General features: G+C 67.0%; 18 protein-coding genes. 15 read left to right on the top strand and 3 right to left on the bottom strand.

What is annotated here, in order from left to right; genetic code table 11:
* Positions 1-47: 47 nt before the first annotated feature.
* The 8 genes from ACH34T_RS27360 (at position 48) to ACH34T_RS27325 (ending at position 7422) form a co-directional block, all read left to right on the top strand.
* Positions 48-1853 carry a type IV secretory system conjugative DNA transfer family protein gene (locus ACH34T_RS27360; protein ID WP_396023784.1) on the top strand — a complete coding sequence of 602 codons (1806 nt, stop codon included), beginning with the start codon at positions 48-50 and terminating at the stop codon, positions 1851-1853.
* A 57-nt stretch (positions 1854-1910) separates the two neighbouring features.
* On the top strand, positions 1911-2312 hold the full coding sequence (locus ACH34T_RS27355; protein ID WP_396023783.1) for a DUF4913 domain-containing protein: 402 nt from the start codon (positions 1911-1913) through the stop codon (positions 2310-2312).
* A gap of 42 nt (positions 2313-2354) precedes the next feature.
* Positions 2355-3143, top strand: coding sequence for a hypothetical protein (locus ACH34T_RS27350; protein ID WP_396023782.1), 789 nt, complete (start codon positions 2355-2357; stop codon positions 3141-3143).
* A 48-nt stretch (positions 3144-3191) separates the two neighbouring features.
* Positions 3192-4016, top strand: coding sequence for a hypothetical protein (locus ACH34T_RS27345; RefSeq protein ID WP_396023781.1), 825 nt, complete (start codon positions 3192-3194; stop codon positions 4014-4016).
* A 37-nt stretch (positions 4017-4053) separates the two neighbouring features.
* Complete coding sequence (locus ACH34T_RS27340; RefSeq protein ID WP_396023780.1) at positions 4054-4890, top strand: hypothetical protein; 837 nt, start codon at positions 4054-4056, stop codon at positions 4888-4890.
* 137 nt (positions 4891-5027) lie between these two features.
* Positions 5028-5339: a hypothetical protein gene (locus ACH34T_RS27335; RefSeq protein ID WP_396023779.1), complete on the top strand. Its 312-nt coding sequence runs from the start codon at positions 5028-5030 to the stop codon at positions 5337-5339.
* 191 nt (positions 5340-5530) lie between these two features.
* Positions 5531-5914, top strand: coding sequence for a hypothetical protein (locus ACH34T_RS27330; protein WP_396023778.1), 384 nt, complete (start codon positions 5531-5533; stop codon positions 5912-5914).
* Between the two features lie 23 nt (positions 5915-5937).
* Complete coding sequence (locus ACH34T_RS27325; RefSeq protein WP_396023777.1) at positions 5938-7422, top strand: hypothetical protein; 1485 nt, start codon at positions 5938-5940, stop codon at positions 7420-7422.
* Positions 7423-7659: 237 nt separating this feature from the next.
* Here ACH34T_RS27325 and ACH34T_RS27320 read toward each other — a convergent pair whose 3' ends face one another.
* Both ACH34T_RS27320 and ACH34T_RS27315 read right to left on the bottom strand, forming a co-directional pair.
* Positions 7660-8796 carry a helix-turn-helix domain-containing protein gene (locus ACH34T_RS27320; RefSeq protein ID WP_396023776.1) on the bottom strand — a complete coding sequence of 379 codons (1137 nt, stop codon included), beginning with the start codon at positions 8794-8796 and terminating at the stop codon, positions 7660-7662.
* 59 nt (positions 8797-8855) lie between these two features.
* On the bottom strand, positions 8856-9209 hold the full coding sequence (locus ACH34T_RS27315) for an NUDIX domain-containing protein (RefSeq protein ID WP_396023775.1): 354 nt from the start codon (positions 9207-9209) through the stop codon (positions 8856-8858).
* Between the two features lie 296 nt (positions 9210-9505).
* Here ACH34T_RS27315 and ACH34T_RS27310 point away from each other — a divergent pair, with 296 nt between their 5' ends.
* From ACH34T_RS27310 to ACH34T_RS27285, 6 genes are all read left to right on the top strand, one after another.
* The gene (locus ACH34T_RS27310) at positions 9506-10345 is read left to right on the top strand and encodes a TauD/TfdA family dioxygenase (RefSeq protein ID WP_396023774.1); all 840 of its coding nucleotides are present in this window, start codon (positions 9506-9508) and stop codon (positions 10343-10345) included.
* A 247-nt stretch (positions 10346-10592) separates the two neighbouring features.
* Positions 10593-11798 carry a methyltransferase, FxLD system gene (fxlM, locus tag ACH34T_RS27305; RefSeq protein WP_396023773.1) on the top strand — a complete coding sequence of 402 codons (1206 nt, stop codon included), beginning with the start codon at positions 10593-10595 and terminating at the stop codon, positions 11796-11798.
* A 58-nt stretch (positions 11799-11856) separates the two neighbouring features.
* Positions 11857-12072: an FxLD family lanthipeptide gene (locus ACH34T_RS27300; protein ID WP_396023772.1), complete on the top strand. Its 216-nt coding sequence runs from the start codon at positions 11857-11859 to the stop codon at positions 12070-12072.
* Between the two features lie 91 nt (positions 12073-12163).
* A complete protein-coding gene (locus ACH34T_RS27295; protein ID WP_396023771.1) occupies positions 12164-15418 on the top strand; it encodes a lantibiotic dehydratase in 3255 nt (1084 codons plus the stop codon).
* 2 nt (positions 15419-15420) lie between these two features.
* Entirely contained in the window at positions 15421-16674 is a 1254-nt protein-coding gene (locus ACH34T_RS27290; protein ID WP_396023770.1) for a lanthionine synthetase C family protein, read from the top strand.
* A gap of 17 nt (positions 16675-16691) precedes the next feature.
* Positions 16692-17756 (top strand): thiopeptide-type bacteriocin biosynthesis protein, encoded by a 1065-nt coding sequence (locus ACH34T_RS27285; RefSeq protein WP_396023769.1) that lies wholly within the window; start codon positions 16692-16694, stop codon positions 17754-17756.
* 319 nt (positions 17757-18075) lie between these two features.
* Here the strand turns inward: ACH34T_RS27285 and ACH34T_RS27280 are convergent, their stop codons facing one another.
* The gene (locus ACH34T_RS27280) at positions 18076-18204 is read right to left on the bottom strand and encodes a hypothetical protein (RefSeq protein ID WP_396023768.1); all 129 of its coding nucleotides are present in this window, start codon (positions 18202-18204) and stop codon (positions 18076-18078) included.
* Between the two features lie 128 nt (positions 18205-18332).
* On the opposite strand from ACH34T_RS27280, the gene ACH34T_RS27275 reads away from it, so the two are divergent.
* A complete protein-coding gene (locus ACH34T_RS27275; RefSeq protein WP_396023767.1) occupies positions 18333-18686 on the top strand; it encodes a hypothetical protein in 354 nt (117 codons plus the stop codon).
* The last annotated feature ends 147 nt before the right edge of the window (positions 18687-18833 follow it).

Raw genomic sequence — 18833 nt, 5'->3', positions numbered from 1 at the left:
ATGGCGGCAAGGCTGCGCCAGGCGGCAGCGACCTGGGGGACAAGCTCATGACGCGGGCGCTCGGGCCGCGGGCATCTCTGCTGCACTCGAACGCGGGCGCCGGATGGCTGGTGCTGGCCGCCTGCTGGACGCCCATCGCTGGCCTGTGGATCGTATGGGCCGCAGCCAAGACCGCCGCCGTAATTGCCGGTGGAACCGTCATGCCCTTCGGCACCGATTTCGCAGTGGCCCTCGCCAGACGGCAGACGAATGTCACGTGGCCGGACACGCCCACACCACTGGTCGTCTTTGTCCTTGCGCTGCTGGCAATCGGCCTCGCGGGCACTCTGTGGACGCTCTGTCGACGCATCGCCGAACGTTTTCCACAGCCTGGGGATCCAGTTGCGGCTCTCGCCGACAACCCTGCCCTCACCGCGCTGCAACCCAACGCCACCGCGACCAAGGCCACTGCGCTACGGCGCTCCCTCGCTAAAGCAGCGCCCGAAGAGCTGGAACCAGAGGACATCGGCCTGGTCCTGGGCGATATCCTGCTTCCCGGCGACCGCAGCGGTCCCACGGTGTTCGCCTCATTCGAGGACACCGTCGTGGCGTTCATGGCACCCCGCTCGGGCAAGACCACCACCCAGTCAATTCCCCACGTCCTCTCGGCGCCCGGGCCGGTGATCGCCACCAGCAACAAGGCCGATTTGTGGTCGGCGATCGCCGCCGTCCGCGCCGAACGCACTGGCGGGCAGATCTGGCTGTTCGATCCGCAGCACATCACCTACCAGCCGCAGTCCTGGTGGTGGAACCCGCTCGCCGGGCTCTCCACGGTCGAAGACGCCCACCGCCTCGCCGGACACTTCGTCCTTACCGTCGACGACGGCCAGAAGAAGGACCTCTGGGGACCCGCCGCCCAAGACCTGCTCTGCGCCCTGTTCCTGGCCGCCGCGACGTCCGGACGCTCGCTTCACCACGTAGCCCAATGGCTGGACGAGCCCGCCGTCCCCACCCCGATCGAACTCCTCCAGGACGCTGGATTCCAGCTCATGGCCTCGTCCCTCAAAGGAACCCAGAACGGCGCCGTCGAGACCCGCGACGGGATCTACCAGACCGCCCGCACCGCCGCTAAGGCCCTCCGCGACCAGGAGATCCTCGCCTGGGTCACTCCCGACCGCGACTTGCCCGTCTTCGACCCCGACGCCTTCGCCACTTCCCGCGACACCCTCTACCTGCTGTCGAAGTCGCTGTCGGCTGCGGCACCGCTGATCGCCGCGCTCACCGACACCACGATGCGCGCCGCCGAACGCCGCGCCGAGCAAGCCGGCGGACGCCTCGACCCGCCCCTGATCGTGGCGCTGGACGAGGCCGCCAACATCTGCCGAATCGCCGACCTGCCGCAGTTGTACTCCCACCTCGGCTCTCGCGGCATCATCCCGGTCACCATCCTGCAGAGCTACGAGCAGGGCGTCACCGTCTGGGGCGAGCCGGGCATGGCCGCGCTGTGGGGCGCCGCCACCCGCAAACTCATCGGCGCCGGCATCGACTCACCCCGTCTCGTCCGAGACCTCGCCACTCTCGTTGGCCAGCATGACGTCCCCGTCCGCTCCATCACCTACACCGAGGGACGCGCCAGCGAGCAGATCTCCCTGCGCCGTCAGGAAATCCTCGAGGCCGCCGACATTCGCGCCCTGCCCACCGGCACCGCGCTGCTGCTTGCCACCGGCACAAGGCCCGCCCTCCTCCGGCTTCGCCCCTGGTATGCCGGGCCACACGCCGCGTCCATCAACCAGGCCATCAAGACCGCCGACGTCGCCATCGCCGACGCCGCCCGCCGTCACTACAACCGCCCAGACGACCCGTCCACTCCTTAGCTCACGTCGACAAGAAAGGGGCCTTCCCATGCACGCACCAACAGCCTTGGAGGCTTCATGCCCAACCTTGATGCATCCGCGACGGACGGCGAGCGCCCCAAGTCGCTCTACCCGGATGTCACCGCCTGGGTGACCGAGCACTTCGTCCCGATGTACCGGCGCACCCTCGGCGGCGAGTTCCGCTGGTGCGCCGAATGGTGGCGCCACGGCGAGGCCATCTCCCGCCTTACAGCGCTCTGGTTCTCCTGGGAGGCGATGCGACTCCAGGGCGCCACCGGCATGGCCCTGTGGTACCGCGACCACCTCGACCACCAGCTCCCCGTCCTACTCGGACCTCGCGGCCCCTTCTACCAATGCACCGAGAACGAGCACCTCACCCCGCATGAAGCACGCATCGTCCCCGTCCCCACGTGGTGGCTCAGCCCCGGCCCGGACGCTCCCGTCCCGGCCGACGCCTGAGACCGAATCACCGCAGCTCACGCCGCAACTGGGAGACACTTCATGCCTGACCGCATCGAAGCCACCGCGCTGGCACTCGACGCCTACGAACAGCATCTTTTGGGCGACCTGACCAACGGCCACCGAACCGACCGCGCCGAAGCCGAGGGCCTCCTGCATTCCTTGGTCGCCGACCTAATCCGCTACGGCGAGGGCAACCGCCTAGACGTGACCGACCTGTTGGACGTCCTCGTCCAAACCCAGATCGACCGTGGCGGCGCCCTGAGTAATCCTCGCTACAGCTTCCGGCTCAATACCGAGGTCCAGCTCCGTGACCGCGAGACCGAGCACCACCGGGGCTTCATCACCCAGCTGAGCTCAGACGGACCCAGACAAGACGCCGAGTGCGTGCTACGCATCCCTGGAGTCATCGACCCCCAGCACACCAGCGCATCGCAACTAGAACCGGCCACCCGAATGGTTCCCCGGCCTACCCGTACCTGCGGAATCGTCTTCTCCGCCCTAGAGGCTGAAGACACCGTCATCGAACTCATCAAAGGCCTGCCGCGACAAGAGCGCGATGCTGACCCGCAGGTGCTGGCGGACCTGGCCGATGTCTCCACCGCACTTGCCACGTGGTCAGGCACCAAGCCAGAACGGGTACTGCATCATCTGCGTCATTTGGCCGACGATGCACAGCGCACGCCGGACGACCGATCCTTTGCCGCACGCCGCGCTGCCGCCGCATTCCCGAACGACATCGCAGCTCTCCTGGCCGGTGAACAGCCCGATCCGAGGCATCACAGCCCTCCGCAGCTCAAGGACTCCAACTCACGTCCTCGCCGAATGTGACCACCACGCCCCACTCCTGCTCCCGCCCGACCATCCGGAGGTACACCGATGCCCGACCATGATGAGGCCGTCGCCACCGCACTCGACGCCTATCAGCTGCAACTCCTGCCCGACCACACCCGAAGTCACCGCGCCGACCTCACAGTGGCCGAGCCGCTGATCGAATCTCTTGTCGAGCAACTCGCCCGCTACGCCGATCGTCGAGGGCTGGACGTCCACGACACGTTCATCGAGGTTCACCAGCAACGACTCGACCGCGGCGGACACGACCACGACCCGAGCTACAACCTCCGGCTCGGTGCGGAGGTGCAGTCCCGCCGGCAGCGCACCGCCACCGGACGCAGGCAGTCCGCGCTCTGGCGCGGCTTTGTCACAGCACTCGCCACCTCAGCCGACGGCGAGGCCCGGTGCACCGTTCAGGTCCCGGGTCTCAATAGAACTCTGCACGTCGCCGCGTCTGAGCTGGAACCGGCCGATTCGCTGCTCCCCCTGCACACCCGGACGGCCGGGGTCGTCTCCCACGCCCGGGACGCCGAATCGACGATCATCGACATCGCCGTCCGCCTCAAGCGCGCCGCCCACAACGGACTCGTCGCCGACGAGCAGGCACTCACCGACCTCGCCCAGCTGACCATGAGGCTCGGGAGATGGTCCGGCGGCCGTCCCGACGCGATCATGCGTCAACTTCACGACCGCATCATGGACGCGGCTCAGACACCGCCGAAGGGACGCCCCGGACCGGCGGCAACGGCGGCCCGGTTGGCCGCCGCCGGATTTCCCCAAGCGTCGGCCCCCGTTCCATCCGACGAACTGCCGCGCACCACCAGGCCCAAGCCAGGCAACCCGCCGAAGCAGCGCAAGCCCGGCCAATGACCGCCCCTAAACCAGTACCGACCTACATGGAGGCTGCATGGCCGAAGCCCGCGCCGAAGAATTCGCCGAGTTCGGAGCCGCCGCCCTGGACTCCTTCCAAACCCTCTTCGAAGGAACCGACGACCTCGACCACCGCAATAACGACACCGACGCTCGTGAACTCCTCGGCGACCTGCTGATCGACCTGATGCACTACGCCGAACACCGCGGTCTGGAGTTCAACGACATCTTCGCCCAGGCGCACGGCTATTACCTCAGCGAGCAGAAAAGCCCGGACGTCTTCGCGATCGGCTCGGCCGTCCAACTCGACGGCCCGGCCGCGGACGAGGCGATTCTGCTGGGCCAGCCGACGCGAGGCAGCGTCACCGGACTCCTGGTCCCCCACGACGGACCCACCGAATACCACGTCCGCTTCCTCGGTGAGACCCGCAGCCGCACCATCATCGCCGCAGACTTGGAATCAGCCCCGCCCTTCCCTGCCACACCCACCGCCCAAGGCGTCATCAACAACCCGCTCCAGGCCGAGGAGACCCTCGTCGAAACCATGACCCGGATTGGCCGAGCTGATATCGACGGCCTCCAACCACGGCAAGACGACCTCAACGATCGCCACGTACTGCTCGACGCATTGGTCGCCTGGAACGGCATGGACAGGTACAACGTCTCCGACCTGTTGCTGGCCGAGGTGGAATCACACCTGCCAGCCCCGAATCCCCAGAACGAGGCACCAAGCCAACCGCTCAGCCCTGCCCAAATCGCAGCGCAGGATTTCCCCATACCGCTCGACAAAGAGCTGACCGAGCATCACCCCGAATCTCAAGCGACGTCGCGCCCAGCAGTCCCGCCCGACAGCCGCCACAACCGTCACCGATAACCCGGACTCGCAGAAAGCACTTGCCTTCCAAGGCTGGACGTCGACACACGGAGGCTCCACTGAAGCACTTTCTCGACCACGTCACCCGACAGATCAGGACCGCCGACTCCCTCCCCGCACTCCTTGCAGCCGCCTTCATGGGAATAGAGCTGATCGAACGCGCCACCACCGTCCTGGCCCAGACCTCACCCCGGGACACTCACCAGACAGCGCTCATCGAGGCGACCGATGCCTGGTGGGCGCTCGCCGACGCGCCCACCCTCGCCTGGCCAGACCACTCCATGCCCGACCGCGAGATCCAAGAGTTCGCCGACTCCGTCGCCGCCCTGGTGATGGTCGTGGCCGAAGCCATCCTCACCGTCGCGTCCAAGACCACCGAACCCGGCGATCGTGTGGCGTGTCTGAGGGCTGTCCACCACGCCGGGAACGTCCACACGGCGCTGAGGTAGCCGCTCATGCCCCACACCACCAGGCGCATCGACCGCGCCATCCACGCACTGACCGCCTACGAACTCGGTGCCTTCCCATGCTGGCCTCGCACCGACCACCTCGGCATCGATCGTCCTGACGCCCGGATCCGCCCCGGACCGCCATGGTCGACGCCTCCCAACACCCACCCGCTCAACCAGAGGACACCGAGATGACGCACGAACGCGAACACGAAGACGTCCGACGAGGCTGGTTCACGGAGATCCTCAACAGCGCACTCAACGACCTCGCCCGCGCCGAACGGGTCATCACTTCCCACGCCTCTCAGGAACCCGACGGATTCATCGCCTGGGGCATGGCCGAAGGCGAAGCCATCCAGGCCCACCAGGCGCTCCGCCAGGCCCCGTCCCTGCACGCGGCGGTCCCCGCCGACTACGACGCCGTGAACGCGACCGCCGACGCCCTGTTCGAACTCGCGCGGAAAATATCGCAGAGCCTCGTCCGGGCCGCCGAACTGGCCAACGACCCCGACGACAAGATGGCCTGCCTCCAGGCCGCCCTGCACGCCGGACGCCTCCGCGACGCGCTCCGGTAGCCGCCGTGGCCACATTCGGGGAGATGACCGCCCTCGCCGCCGAACACCTCACCGACCTCGAACGCAGACTCCACACCAAACGCCTCGACCGCGACATCCGAAGCCGCGCCATTCCACCCGAACTCGCACGTCTCACCCATGTCCTGGTCCGCTACTACGACCAGCTCGCCAACGGCTTCAGCGTCCCGCATCCGGATGGCACCGGCGTGCGGGACGCCGCCCACCGCGCCAGCGCCCTCCTCCGACAAGCCGAACACCTCCTAGGCCCACCCGCACACACCGAAACCCCAAGATCCGCCCTGGCCCAGAAACTCCGCGCCACCTCCATCGCCCTGGGCTGCGGACTGGACCTGCTGGTCACCCACTTCCCCACCACCGACCAGGTCGCCTCGGCGAACGCCACGGTCATCGCGGCACCCAACACGGCGCGCTCCCTTCTACACCAACTCAGCACCCACACCGCCACCATCGGCCACCTTGCACGCCGCACCAACGACCCCGCCAACCAAGCCGGCCCGCTACTCCTGAAAGCCGCAATCCTCTCCCGCATCTACAGCGAGACCCAGACGACACCCACCCTCACCGCGGTCCCCCTCCATCACACACCCGACCGCATCCCACCCGAGATCAACGAACACAAGAATCAATCCCTGGCCGGCATTAACGCCAGCATCCACCGCCTAAGCCTCCCCACAACAAGCTCCTCGATCCCCACATGGCGCTATCTCGCCCGGGCAGCCGCAATCATCTGCGACCTCAATCACAAGGCCGTCCAGCAACTGATCTACCGCCTCAACGAACTGAACAGCCCCGACCACCTGCCAGCATTCCAGCATGCGCAAGCGGACTTACAGCAGACCGGCCGCGCGTGGAAAACCATTAGCCGACATTGGGACGAATACGTCGGCCACTATGGCCACCCCGCAAACGGCCCCGCAACCGACGCAAGCGACCTCATCGTCCGGTTCGGTCGCCTCCTCCACGCCGACCCCGTCTGGACCCCAAGCCCCCGTGCCTCGCCTTGCCTCAAACCACCCCACAAACTCGTCCCTGACCTCGCCCACGCGGCGGAACTCGTCACCATCACCCTCAAAACCACCGAGGCCTGCAACATCATCGCTAGCCACCACACCGCCATCCACGACGCAGCCGCAATCAGCGTCCTCAACCGCCAGAAAAGGTTCCCAACCCACCAACCACGCGTCACACGACCAGCCCGCCAACTCTCAACCCACTACAACACAGCACAGGCTAGAGGCCACCAAGCCATCACCACACTCGGCCAAGCCATTCAAGACCTAACCTCCCTCTCTAATCCCCTCCCGGAAGAAGCACGACTAATCCTCCGCCGCACCACCATCTCCGCCGCCCGCCTCCAACACCAACTAGCAGCGTCCGATTTTCCAACCCCAATCACCGAATTTCTCAACGGCCAAGAACCTGGAAGATATTCTGACGGCCAATCTAACCCAACTATTCGGTTCTCCAGCCAGCATTCAAAACGATGACCACGTCACGCGGCAACCGACTGAGCGCCATAGTGCTCTAGGTTGTTAATTCGCTGACAGCATGCCGCGAGCATTGTGAAGATCTCGGCAGCTGCCTGAGTCAACTGAATTGGAGTCGATGTCCGTTTCGTCGATCCAGGCCCGGGCGGGTGGGCGACGCGGCGCGGGCGGCCAGCCAGCCACATCCCCTATTCTCGAGTCGTGGCGTCAGCGGTAGAAGCGGGCGATTCTGATCGTTTATGCAGCCAACTCTTGGCGTAGTCGGCTAAGGGCCTGTTCCGCGTCTGCGCGGGTTTCCGGCAATTGCCCACCGGCAGTTCGCGTGATCCGCTGGAGTTGATGTGGCAGCCGCTGAGTGACCGCCTCGCGAACAGCGATGTCCAGGCATTCACGAGCGCCGTTGTGGTCGCCGGCCCGCAGGCGGACCCCCGCCACAGTGATCTGCTCGATGACATGCCATTGGGGTGCCACGGTCGTGGTACAGGAGGGCGGGTCGTCCGCGAGACCGATGGCGTTGTCCGCGCGGCCTGTCACTGCCAGGCCCCGTAACCGGATTTCGTGAAGCGCGTACGGGTTGAACAGTGAGGTGTGGTCTACTCGGTCCAGCAAGTCATCGGCTTGCCGAATGGTGGCGTCAAACAGGCTGGCGTCACCGAGGGTGCCTGCGGCGCGTGCGAGCAGCGGAACGGCGGCAGCGCGGGCGTCCGACGTAGGTGCGAGCGCGAGGGCGTGCTGGAGGCGGTGGACGGCGGCACCGCGGAGCCCGGCCTTGCGTAGTTCGTTGCCGTGCAGACGTAGTACCTCAGAGGAGAACCCGGGGTCCTCGAAGTAGAGCGCGACATGCAGGCTCTTCGCCGTCCAGTTTGCCGCAGTGCTGAGCCGTTCTTCGGGCAGCACGTTGCCGAGCGCGACACCGAGCCCAGCGCGAGCGCGAGCTAGAAGGTGCAGCACCTCCCGCTCGGTGTGCCCGGCCTCGATACGTGACTCCAGCCGCGCGACCAGCGGCCACAGTTCGGCGACGGCCTCCGAGGCGTGGCCGGACTGGCGGGCGATTTCGGCGAGGCGGACGGCGGACTCCCCGAACTGGATCATGGATCTGTGGTCGGTGTCGGCCGGGTCGGTGACGCCCAGGACGTGCGGTGGTAGACGCAAGAGGTCGCTGATCCGGCGTCGCGAGCCCAGATCGTCCAGTGTTCGTTTCCCGAGTTCCAGCGCTGATATGTAGGTCTTGTCGTAGCCGAGTATTTCTCCGAGTGTGGTCTGGTTGAGGCCGTGGACGTGGCGGTGGAACCGCAGGATCTGTCCCAGATCTCCGGTGGCGAGGACGTGTTGAGCTTGAGGGGTGGCCCAGTGCCAGGCCGCATACCTGTGCACCGGGCTCGACTCCGGCGCTCTCCCGGAGTCTGGAGAGCGGCTCGGCGAGCTCGTCGTCATCATGTCCGTTCGAACCACGCGGCGATTGATTGTTTGTAGCCGTCGGGCATGCGCAGGCTGGGGAATTGATCGGCGGTGAACAGCCCGAGCTGCTTGTGCTCATGGCTCACCACGGGCTCGGCATCGGGGGTCAATACGGTGCAGCCGTAGGTGACGATCACGACGCGCCGTTCTGGCAACGTGTCCGGCAGCGGCTGATAGATCCACACGTCCAGGAGCGGACCCGCCTTGACGTTCCAGCCGGTCTCTTCCTGGATCTCTCGTTCCACGGCCGCTTCGGGGCTGACGTCGCCAGACTCCAGGCGTCCGCCGGGCAACTCCCACTCGTCGCGCTCGTTCTTCAGCAGCGCCACGCGGGCACCTGCGACTGCGACGCCTTTGACGGATACAGGCCAGGTTGGGGGCGTATTCACCATGGTGGTCCTCGCAGTCAGCGACCAGTACAGGACTCGTTTGCCCAGCAGCTCAGAGGTTCAAGGGTGGAGCGCTACGGTGCGGAACCTAACATGCCGCCCTTCGCCACCGGCCGGATGTGAACGAGATACCCGAATCGACAATCTGTCGCTTTACCATCCGCCCCCCGCCTGGGGACAGTGAATCGAGACCGACTGAGCGAAGGAGCCTGGTGATGCCTCACGCTCTCCCAAATGTGAGCGACCTGCTCGCTCCCCACCGTGTCACCCCTGGCACACCGCGGATCATCGAGCAGCGGTTGCGCCAGATCGGGCTGATCCTCTTGGAGGGGTTGACCTCCCGGTCCGCTGTCTTGGACCTGGCCGCCCAGATCATGACCATCACCCCCCACCGCGACAGCGACGTCGACGGCCTGACCACAATTCGCAACAACGGCTGTCCCTCCCTGCGCCCAGGATTCGCCGGGTTCACCGGCAGTGAACTGGCACCGCACACCGAACGTTCTGGGACGCCAGCACCGCCAAGGCTGATGATGCTGGTGTGCGGCCGCTCCGCCGACCAGGGTGGCGAATGCCTGCTCACCGACGGTCGGTCGATCCACACCGACCTCCGCACCCACCACCCGAAAGCTGCCCACGCCCTCTCGCAGCCACGCACCGCTTTCTTTGGGACGGGGGACAGCATGGGCGGCGGCCACCCCACCCAGGTCTTCACGGCCCACCCCGACGGGCGGATGTCGGTGCGGCTGCGGCTGGACGAGCTAGCACGCTGGAGTCCCCTGACAAAGCCCTACGTGTCCGAACTCCGGACCGCAGCCATCGCCCATCAACTCCCGATCCGGCTAGCAGCTGGCCAAGGCTACCTGCTGGACAACACACGGTGGCTGCACGCCCGCATCGCGTTCACGGGGCCCCGACTTTGCTGGCGGGCCCTTGGCGAGCCGACGTTCTCCCTTATGCCAGGATTCCTCCCCGACCAGCGCCCGCACATGGCCACCGGCGCCGGCCACATGAACTGGGCTTCACCGGTGACCACGCCAATCTATAGCGGGCTGGTCCGCAGCTGGCCGACCTGACGGCCGTGACAGCCGAGCTTCTGGGACGAGGCTGGCGCCGACCCGATCGCCCACATGCACCGGACCGGTGGCCGACCACAGGACACGGTGGACGTGAGCCGCGCTCGGCGTCCAACCCAGAGAGACCTGACGACGAACTACCGGCAGTTCCCTGGGGCACCCCAGGCCAGCCACAACCGTGTCAAGACCGGGACGGGCCCACCGTCCGTTCCCAGCTCCCGAAGAGCCCCACTGATTAGGGTGATCAATGACTACCGTCCGCGATTCCGAGGACTTCTCGCCTGCGTTGCGGGCCACGATGGTGAATGACCTGCGCGCCATGGGTGCGATCACCTCCGACCGCGTTGCGCACGCCGTCAGTACGGTGCCCCGGCACCGGTTCGTCCCTGACCAGCCATTGGAGGCGGTCTATGCCGCTGACCATGCTGTGGTCATCAAACGCGATGACCAGGGCACGGCGACCAGTTCGTTGTCCTCGGCGCACATCCAGTCGGTCATGCTGGAACAAGCTGAGATCACCCCCGGTATGCGGGTCCTGGAGATCGGCAGCGGCGGCTACAACGCCGCCCTGATCGCCGAGCTGGTCGGCGACGATGGCGCGGTCGTCTCCGTGGATATCGACCCGCAGATCGCCGATCGGGCCCGGGCCTGCCTGAACTCGGTCGGCTACGAGCGGGTCAAGGTCGTCGTCGGCGACGCTGAGCACGGCGTTCCTGGCGAGGATGCCTTCGACCGGATCATCGTTACGGCAGGAGCCTGGGACATCCCACCAGCATGGCGGACGCAGCTGGCACCGGCCGGCCGCCTGGTGGTTCCGCTTCGGCTCAAGGGCATCACCCGGTCGATCGCGTTCGAGACCGAGGGTGAGGAGTTGACCAGCGTCTCTTATCGGCTGTCGGGATTCGTGCCCATGCAGGGTGACGGGCAGCACCACGAGCGCGTCTACCCCGTTGGCGATCATGGGAGCTGGGGCCTGCGGACGGACGATGACACTTTCGATATCGCTGCCTCTGAGTTGCGAGCCGCGCTGGAGCGCCCGCGGCTGGAGCAGCCGTCGGGCACGGTGTTCGACCTGCCCGACGAGTTGGAGCTGTTCCTGCTTGCCAGTCACCCGCAGATGATGATGTTGCACGCACGTCCAACGTTGATCGAGCAGAGAGCCTTCGCGGCTTCGGCTGGGCGGGGTGTCCCGGCTCTGGTGCGCGGCGGTTCCTTCGCCTATCGGACCAAACGTGAGAACGCCGACGTGGGCGGCTTCGAGACCGTGGTGATCGCCCACGGTCCCGCCGCTGAGCAGGTGGCCGCCGAGTATCTAGGCCTGCTGCGCTGCTGGGCACGCGATCACCGCCGCCGCGGTGCAGCCACGATCCGCTACATCCCCGTCGGCCACCTCGCCCCGACTGATGGCGCCATCTCCAAACGGCACGGCACGGTCGCCATCACCTGGCATTAGGCCCAGGCCCTGACGGGTCGGTGCCCGTGAACGCCCACCACCGCAAGAAGGGGAGTCCATGCCCATCCGAACCCGCACTGAACCGACCACCGCACCGAACACTGCGCCGCCCGCAGGTCTGTCGGTTGAGTCCGAGCCAGCTCCTGGACGTGACCAGTTCGAGCTGGACATCACGATCATCGAGTCCGGCCCGGAGGCCGACCAACTAATCCGGATGACCGACGACGGCTGCGGGTCGACCTGCCAGTCGGCCTGCTCTACGACTTGCCCATAGGCCAGCGTCGCGGGCCTCACCGACGTTCGATCGGCTAACGGCCTCGGCCCGGCCCTGACCGGTCGGGGCCGCTCGCCCTCGGGAGCAGACGATGTACCGCCACCTCGACCATGCCCTGATACGTGGCGCCGCGCGGCCGCGGAACACCGATGACGGCTCTTGGCCGGACTTGAGCGACCATCCCGGCGCTCCGAGCACCTGGAGGCCGTGGCTGAACCAGATCATGAAGCAGGCCGACTTCTCCGCCGCACTGGAGTTGGCCAGCCCCTCCCTGTTCCACCGCACCCAGCAGTTACGCGGCGGACAGACCGTTGGCGAATCGGCCGCGCGCCGCGCGGTGCTGTCGGTGCTGCGCTATGCGCTGCGCGCCGGCTCGCGGGCGACCCCGTTCGGGTTGTTCGCCGGGGTCGCTCCAGCTCGCCTCGATGCTTCCGCTCCGCCCGTTGGGGACGGTAGCCGATTTGGCCACCGGCATCGCGCCGTCGTCCGTGTCGACGCGGCCTGGCTGGCGGGGCTGGTGGAGCAACTGGAGACCGAGCCGACGCTCTGGCCCTGCCTGCTCGTGCGCGCCAACAACATGATCTTCATCCGCGACGGTCACCTAGTCCAGGAGTACCGGCCGCAGCGCAGCGGCTGCTCGGGGCCCGAACACGTCCGGATCGGCGCCACCGCCCCCGTCCAGGCGGTCCTGGCGCTCGCACAGGTACCCATCACGCTCAGCGATTTGGCTGAACAGCTCGCCGTCCGCTTTCCCAACACCGACTCCAGCGCCGTCACATCACTGCTGATCAGCCTGCTGGCGCAGAGGGTTCTGGTGACGGACCTACACCCGCCCATCGGCTGCCCTGATCCGCTGGGCCACCTGATCCGCCACCTACGCCCGGCCATCAAACACGCCCCGAGTGCGGCCGGATTCACCGGGCGGCTCCGGCAACTCGACGAGCACCTTCGCGACCATAACCGCAGCCGCGCCGCTGCAGACTCGCATGCGGCGGCGCGGGAATGCCGCACACGCCTTAAGGATGTGATGGACAAGCTGGACCCGGCATCAGCACCGGCCCTCGCGGTCGATCTCCAACTGGACTGGGACGTGAGAGTGCCCGAGTGCGTGGCAGAGGAAGCATCTCGTGCCGCCAGTCTGCTGGTGCGGCTGGCCGGCCGACCGGCGCTCACCCTGGGATGGGTCCGCTGGCACGCCGCGTTCCTGGACCGCTTTGGTCCACGCGCCGTCGTCCCGGTGCGCGATGTCGTGAACGCCGATATGGGTTTGGGCTACCCGGCGAGCTATCTCGGCGGCCCGCCGCTCCCGGCCGGCGACACCTTGAACGAACGCGACAGGCTATTGCTTGCCTTGGCGCAGCGGGCGGCGCTGGGAGGTCAATGCGAAATCGTCCTGGAAGAGACCACGATCAGCGCCTTGTCCACTGAGACCGGGCATCAGAGAGCGCAGCCCACCACCGAGGTTACCGCCCGGGTCCTCGCCACCGATGAGGGCGCTGTCCGCGCAGGCCGCTTCACGCTCGCCGTTGTCGGAGTTTCGCGATCGGCGGGAACGACCATCGGCCGATTCTTGAACCTGCCCGGCGCCGACGATCTGTCGTTGATGCTGGCGGATCTGCCCAGCAGCACACAGGACGCGTTGGTCGCGCAACTGTGCGCCGCGCCCCTGCACGCCACCACAGGCAACGTCGCCGCCCTCCCCGAAGTGTTGCCGCACCAAATCGTGCTGGGGCAATACTACGAAGACAGTCCGAAAGTGATCCCGCTGGACGACCTTGCGGTCACCGCGGACCTGCACCGGCTCTACCTGGTGTCACGATCGCGGCAGACGGTGGTGGAGCCTGTTTCCTTCAACGCCGTCGAGCTGTCCCGGCGCACTCATCCGCTGGTGCGGTTCCTCGCCGAGGTCCCGCATGCCATGAGCGTGCCGTGTGCGACGTTCGACTGGGGCGCGGCGGCGAACCTGCCGTTCCTGCCCGCCCTGCGGCACGGACGCACCATCCTCAGCCCGGCCCGCTGGTTGCTGAGCCGAACCGAGTTGCCCGGCCCTACAGCATCCACCCGCGCCTGGGACGAAGCGTTCGCCGCGTGGCGGGAACGGAACCGTCTACCGCAGCAGTGCTATCTCGGGGAGGGTGACCAGCGCCTCGGCCTGGACCTCACCGAGCCCTCCCACAGAGCCGTGCTGCGGGCACACCTACGCCGGACCGGCCGCACATCACTACGAGCCCTGCTCATCGACGAACGAGTGGCTCACCGCCCCACCCATCGTCTAAGCCGCCAGCCTCACAGGCCGGGCGATCCGCCGGAGGAGCGCGACACCGGCGGCCTGGCCGACTGGTGCGGCGGGTACCCGCACGAGATCGTGATTCCCCTGGTCACCACGCAGCAGGCGCCGCCCGCGCCGTCCTGGCTGGAAAACGTGCGGCGACCAGTGGACGTCCGTACGCACGGGCGCCATCCTCTCAGCGGCGGGCAGCTTTACCTCAAGCTGTATGGGCACCCGGACCGGCAGAACACCATCTTGGTTCGGCATCTTCCGGATCTGCTGTCCAGCCTGGATCCACCCGACCAGAACCGATCCGGCAGTTCAGGCCGCTATTGGTTCGTCCGCTACCGCGATCCCGACCCGCACCTCCGGCTCAGGCTGCAGATACCACGCGATCAGACGGCCGCTGCCGTGGCGGCGGTCACGGCCTGGACTACACGGCTCCAGCGCCGCGGACTTGCCACCCGCGTCCAGTTCGATACCGACTTTCCCGAAACCGACCGGTTCGGTGGCCCCGTTGCCCTGCCTGCCGCCGAGGAATTCTTCGCCGCCGACTCGGACGCCGCCGTGACGCAACTGACGGCCGCCGCTGCCGCAGACGGGCCACAACAACGCGCCGTGACAGCCGCGAGCATGCTCGACCTGACCGTCGGCTTCTGCGGCGACGTCGACCAGGCCCTGCGCTGGCTCATCGAGCACACCCGTCCGGCCTCCACCGCACCGCCTCGCGCGCTATACGACCAAGCCATCACGCTGGCCAACCCCCACGACCACACCGCCCTGGCCCGTCTCGCCTTCAATGAGCAACTGCTCGCCTGCTGGGCGCAGCGCCGACTCGTCTTGGCGGCCTACCGCCGCGCCCTTGATGCAAACGCACCGGCCAGCGTGTCGCCGCTCCTGCCCGAGCTGCTCCATCTGCACCACGTCCGCATGGCCGGCGTCGATCCGAAAGGGGAACGCACATGCCTGCACCTAGCCCGAGCCGCTGCGCTGAGCTGGAGCTCCCGCCGCGCTCCACGCGAACCGGCCACAGCACCCCGGCGGCCAGTGGGACGCTCACCGGCAAGAGAGCCCTGACGATGGCCGGGGCACTGGCAGCGGCTCTTTCTGATCCGCGCACCGCCCTCACCGCGTCAGCCCGGCACTCGTGGCCGCAAGCGCTCGCCACCGGCGCGGCCGGCATCGCCCTGCTGCACATTGAACGCGCTCGCACCGGTCATGGAGACTGGGAAACCGCGCACCGCTGGATAACCACGGCCTGCGCCGCCCCGATCACCGCAGCCGCCAACGCCGGCCTCTACATGGGCGTTCCCGCCCTCGCGTTCATACTGCACGCCGCCACCAGCCCTGCCCGCGACAAGGCCCCCCAGCAAGGTCCGCGCTCCAGCGCCGAAGACGGCTACCGGCACGCGCTGGAGCGGCTGGACCAAGCCGCCATCACCCTCACCCAGACGCGGCTGGACACCGCCCACGCCCGCATCCACCGCGAGCAGCGCCCACAGCTCCAAGAATTCGACCTCATCCGGGGACTGACCGGACTCGGCGTCTACCACCTACGCCGCCATCCCGACCACCCGGTCACCGCCCAGGTCCTTCAGTACCTGGTACGCCTCACCGAACCCGGCGACGCGCCCGACCGGTGGCCGTCTTGGTGGACGCTCGACGCCCCCAACGGGGAACGCGATCCCGAGTTCCCGGATGGCCACGGCAACCTCGGGGCCTCCCATGGCATCAGCGCTCCGCTCGCACTGCTGTCGCTGGCGACATTGTCCGGGGTCAGCGTGTCCGGCACCCGGGAGGCGATCGAGCGTCTGTGCGCCTGGACCGATAAATGGCTCCAGCACGACGACTCTGGCCCTTGGTGGCCGGGCCTGCTCACCTCTGACCAGATCCGCGCCGGAGAAGTGGACTCGTCTCTTAGACCTCGGCCGTCATGGTGCTATGGCGTCGGCGGCACCGCCCGCGCGCAGCAGCTCGCCGCGCTCGCTCTCGGCGACACCCGACGCCAGCAGACCGCCGAAGCCGCAATGACCACGACACTGAGCGACCCTGTCCAGGTCGGACGCCTCACTGACCTGGGACTGTGTCATGGGCAGGCCGGACTTCTACACACTGCTCACCGTATGGCCGCCGACGCGTGCACTCCGCACCTCGGGGAACGTCTCCCGAACCTGACCAACCGGCTCCTGGCCAGGCTGCCCGATCCGGCAGCAACGTGCGCCACCACCCCCACACTTCTGGACGGTGCGGCGGGTATTGCCCTGGCCTTACACGCCGTAGGCAACAGCGCCGTTCCGGCCACCGGCTGGGACGCCGTCCTCGCCGTAGCCTGACCTCCCGCAACTGAGCCATGCACGATTCCGCCGACAGGCCCAGCTGGTGGCAGAGCAACGTCGCCTTCTCCGATTGGCACGCCGCCGAGCGTGTTGCCGTGACGCACCTGATCCCCGTCTTGACCAGCGTTGAGCGCGAAGGCCTCATCACCGACTGGTTCCTCGTCCGCAAGAACCCATACTGGCGCATCCGTTACCTGGCCTGCCCCGACACCGCCCCCGAGGTCCGCAACCGCCTCCACGCCCTCGCCCGGTCGGGCCCCGCCGAGCGAGTCACCGCCGTTACGCACACTGTCTACGAACCCGAACAACATGCCTTCGGCGGCCTCGACGCGATGGCCACCGCGCACCAACTCTTCAGCAACGACACCCGACACCTGCAGGCCTATCTGAGCGATATCCACCTCCTCCAATCCACAGATCGGCGGACAGAACTCGCGATTCTCCTGGTCACCGAACTGCTCCGTGCCGCACGGTTGGACTGGTACGAGCAAGGCGACGTGTGGGCACGCGTTGCCGACCACCGCGCCGATACCTCTCCACCTTTCACCAAGGCCGACAGCACCCATTGCGCCGCGATGCGGCGATTGATAGGGGCCGACATCAAACCGTTGATGACACCACAGGGAACACTGAAATTTGCCGCACGGTGGTTCAACGCCTACGCCGCCGCAGGAGCGGCGCTCTCCGAGCATCACATTTCCGGACGTCTCCACCGAGGCCTACGCGCAGTACTGACCCACCACGTGATCTTCACCTTCAACCGCTTCGGCCTGCCCTACGCCATCCAGGCCACGATCGCCCAAGCTGCCATGACCGCCGTGTTCGGGCCAGACCCCTCCGCGCCGCCAATGCCCAGCCCCATCAGGTCGCGGCACCACGCTGAAGAACGGGAAGCCGATGCAATCAGCGACCACGAACCTGCCCGCACTCGCCTGGTTCCCCTTGATCGACCGGCCACGCCCACCCGCCCTGCCACTACACCGAAGACTCGCCGAACTGCGCCTCCTGGCGACCAACAGCCCCCACTCCCTCGCCAGCGCCGCCCAAGCACTCAACAAAGCGGCACTGATCGCCTCTGATTGCGGCCATTCCGGCCTGGCACGCGCCTTGTGCTGGCAACAATACGAAGTGTTCACCAAAGCACGCCCGCTTTCTCCGGCAGCGACCAAGCTCGCACTCCAGCCGATCCTCAACCTGATCCGCCAAATGATCCGCGACGGAGAACCGATTGCGGCGCACACAGCCCTGGAAGAACTACGCCGCGCTGCACATGCCCGCGCCGACACCATGATCGACGGGCGAACCGTCCATTTGCACGACCTCACCGGCACGCCCGACAACCACCAAACCATCCGCACCATGACGTGGACGGCACTCCTCGCCGACGGAACCCGCGCACTAGCCACCGCCGGACTCTGGAACCAAGCAGCCCAGAACGCCGCCGCTCACCGCGGTATTGGCCGACGTCTCCTCGATGGCCGACAGATCGCCATCCTGGCCTTGTTGAAGGACGGTGAACTCGACCAAGCCGCCACCATGGTCGAGGCCAGTACGACGAGCACGTCTTGGGAGCACACGGCACAAGCCCTGCTACGCGCCCTCTGCCAGCACACACGTACTGGAAGCATCTCATCCCCTCCAGGTGGCTCACTAGCATGCAATACCTCACCGCCGGGGCCACCGCCCCCTGCTCGACGGTCTTCCGCGTCCGCGCTGGTCTGACCGCGCTCGATCTCGCTGGCGACAATTGCGAACCTCCTCGCCTTTCCCTCCTCAAGGAACTGCTCCATGCGGCCGAAACCGACGCCTACGCCGCCAGAGATGCCCTGAACCTCCCGTTGGTCCGCGCTGCGGTAACAGCGCCGGAGCTGCAGCAATTAGCGAACGTTCTCCGCGCCGCAGGTCTGGCCACCGGAGAAAACCCGCATCCGCTCGACCAAGAGCTCACCCAGTCGGCCGCACTCGCGACCAAGAGACTGCGCCGCACGTTGCATCCCCGGTCCTCTTAGGCACCGATGGCCTCGGGGCGCACAATTGGGTACTTCTGATCTACCACTGGTTCGGCAGACCAAAACCGTGGTCCGCATCGCTGAGCTCGCTCGTCTGCGGGCCGAGCTTCTGAGACCGTCCCTGAATTGTGGCCGCTAGTCATCCAG

The organism is Actinomadura sp. 9N215, from assembly GCF_044326345.1.
In the GTDB taxonomy this organism is placed as follows: domain Bacteria; phylum Actinomycetota; class Actinomycetes; order Streptosporangiales; family Streptosporangiaceae; genus Spirillospora.
This window is presented reverse-complemented; position numbering and strand designations above follow the sequence as displayed.

Bases quoted from the DNA above. Each gene is read 5' to 3' on its own strand.
- ACH34T_RS27360 (WP_396023784.1), top strand. From the start codon at position 48: ATGACGCGGGCGCTCGGGCCGCGGGCATCTCTGCTGCACTCGAACGCG.
- ACH34T_RS27355 (WP_396023783.1), top strand. From the start codon at position 1,911: ATGCCCAACCTTGATGCATCCGCGACGGACGGCGAGCGCCCCAAGTCG.
- ACH34T_RS27350 (WP_396023782.1), top strand. From the start codon at position 2,355: ATGCCTGACCGCATCGAAGCCACCGCGCTGGCACTCGACGCCTACGAA.
- ACH34T_RS27345 (WP_396023781.1), top strand. From the start codon at position 3,192: ATGCCCGACCATGATGAGGCCGTCGCCACCGCACTCGACGCCTATCAG.
- ACH34T_RS27340 (WP_396023780.1), top strand. From the start codon at position 4,054: ATGGCCGAAGCCCGCGCCGAAGAATTCGCCGAGTTCGGAGCCGCCGCC.
- ACH34T_RS27335 (WP_396023779.1), top strand. From the start codon at position 5,028: ATGGGAATAGAGCTGATCGAACGCGCCACCACCGTCCTGGCCCAGACC.
- ACH34T_RS27330 (WP_396023778.1), top strand. From the start codon at position 5,531: ATGACGCACGAACGCGAACACGAAGACGTCCGACGAGGCTGGTTCACG.
- ACH34T_RS27325 (WP_396023777.1), top strand. From the start codon at position 5,938: ATGACCGCCCTCGCCGCCGAACACCTCACCGACCTCGAACGCAGACTC.
- fxlM (WP_396023773.1), top strand. From the start codon at position 10,593: ATGACTACCGTCCGCGATTCCGAGGACTTCTCGCCTGCGTTGCGGGCC.
- ACH34T_RS27300 (WP_396023772.1), top strand. From the start codon at position 11,857: ATGCCCATCCGAACCCGCACTGAACCGACCACCGCACCGAACACTGCG.
- ACH34T_RS27295 (WP_396023771.1), top strand. From the start codon at position 12,164: ATGTACCGCCACCTCGACCATGCCCTGATACGTGGCGCCGCGCGGCCG.
- ACH34T_RS27290 (WP_396023770.1), top strand. From the start codon at position 15,421: ATGGCCGGGGCACTGGCAGCGGCTCTTTCTGATCCGCGCACCGCCCTC.
- ACH34T_RS27285 (WP_396023769.1), top strand. From the start codon at position 16,692: ATGCACGATTCCGCCGACAGGCCCAGCTGGTGGCAGAGCAACGTCGCC.
- ACH34T_RS27275 (WP_396023767.1), top strand. From the start codon at position 18,333: ATGCAATACCTCACCGCCGGGGCCACCGCCCCCTGCTCGACGGTCTTC.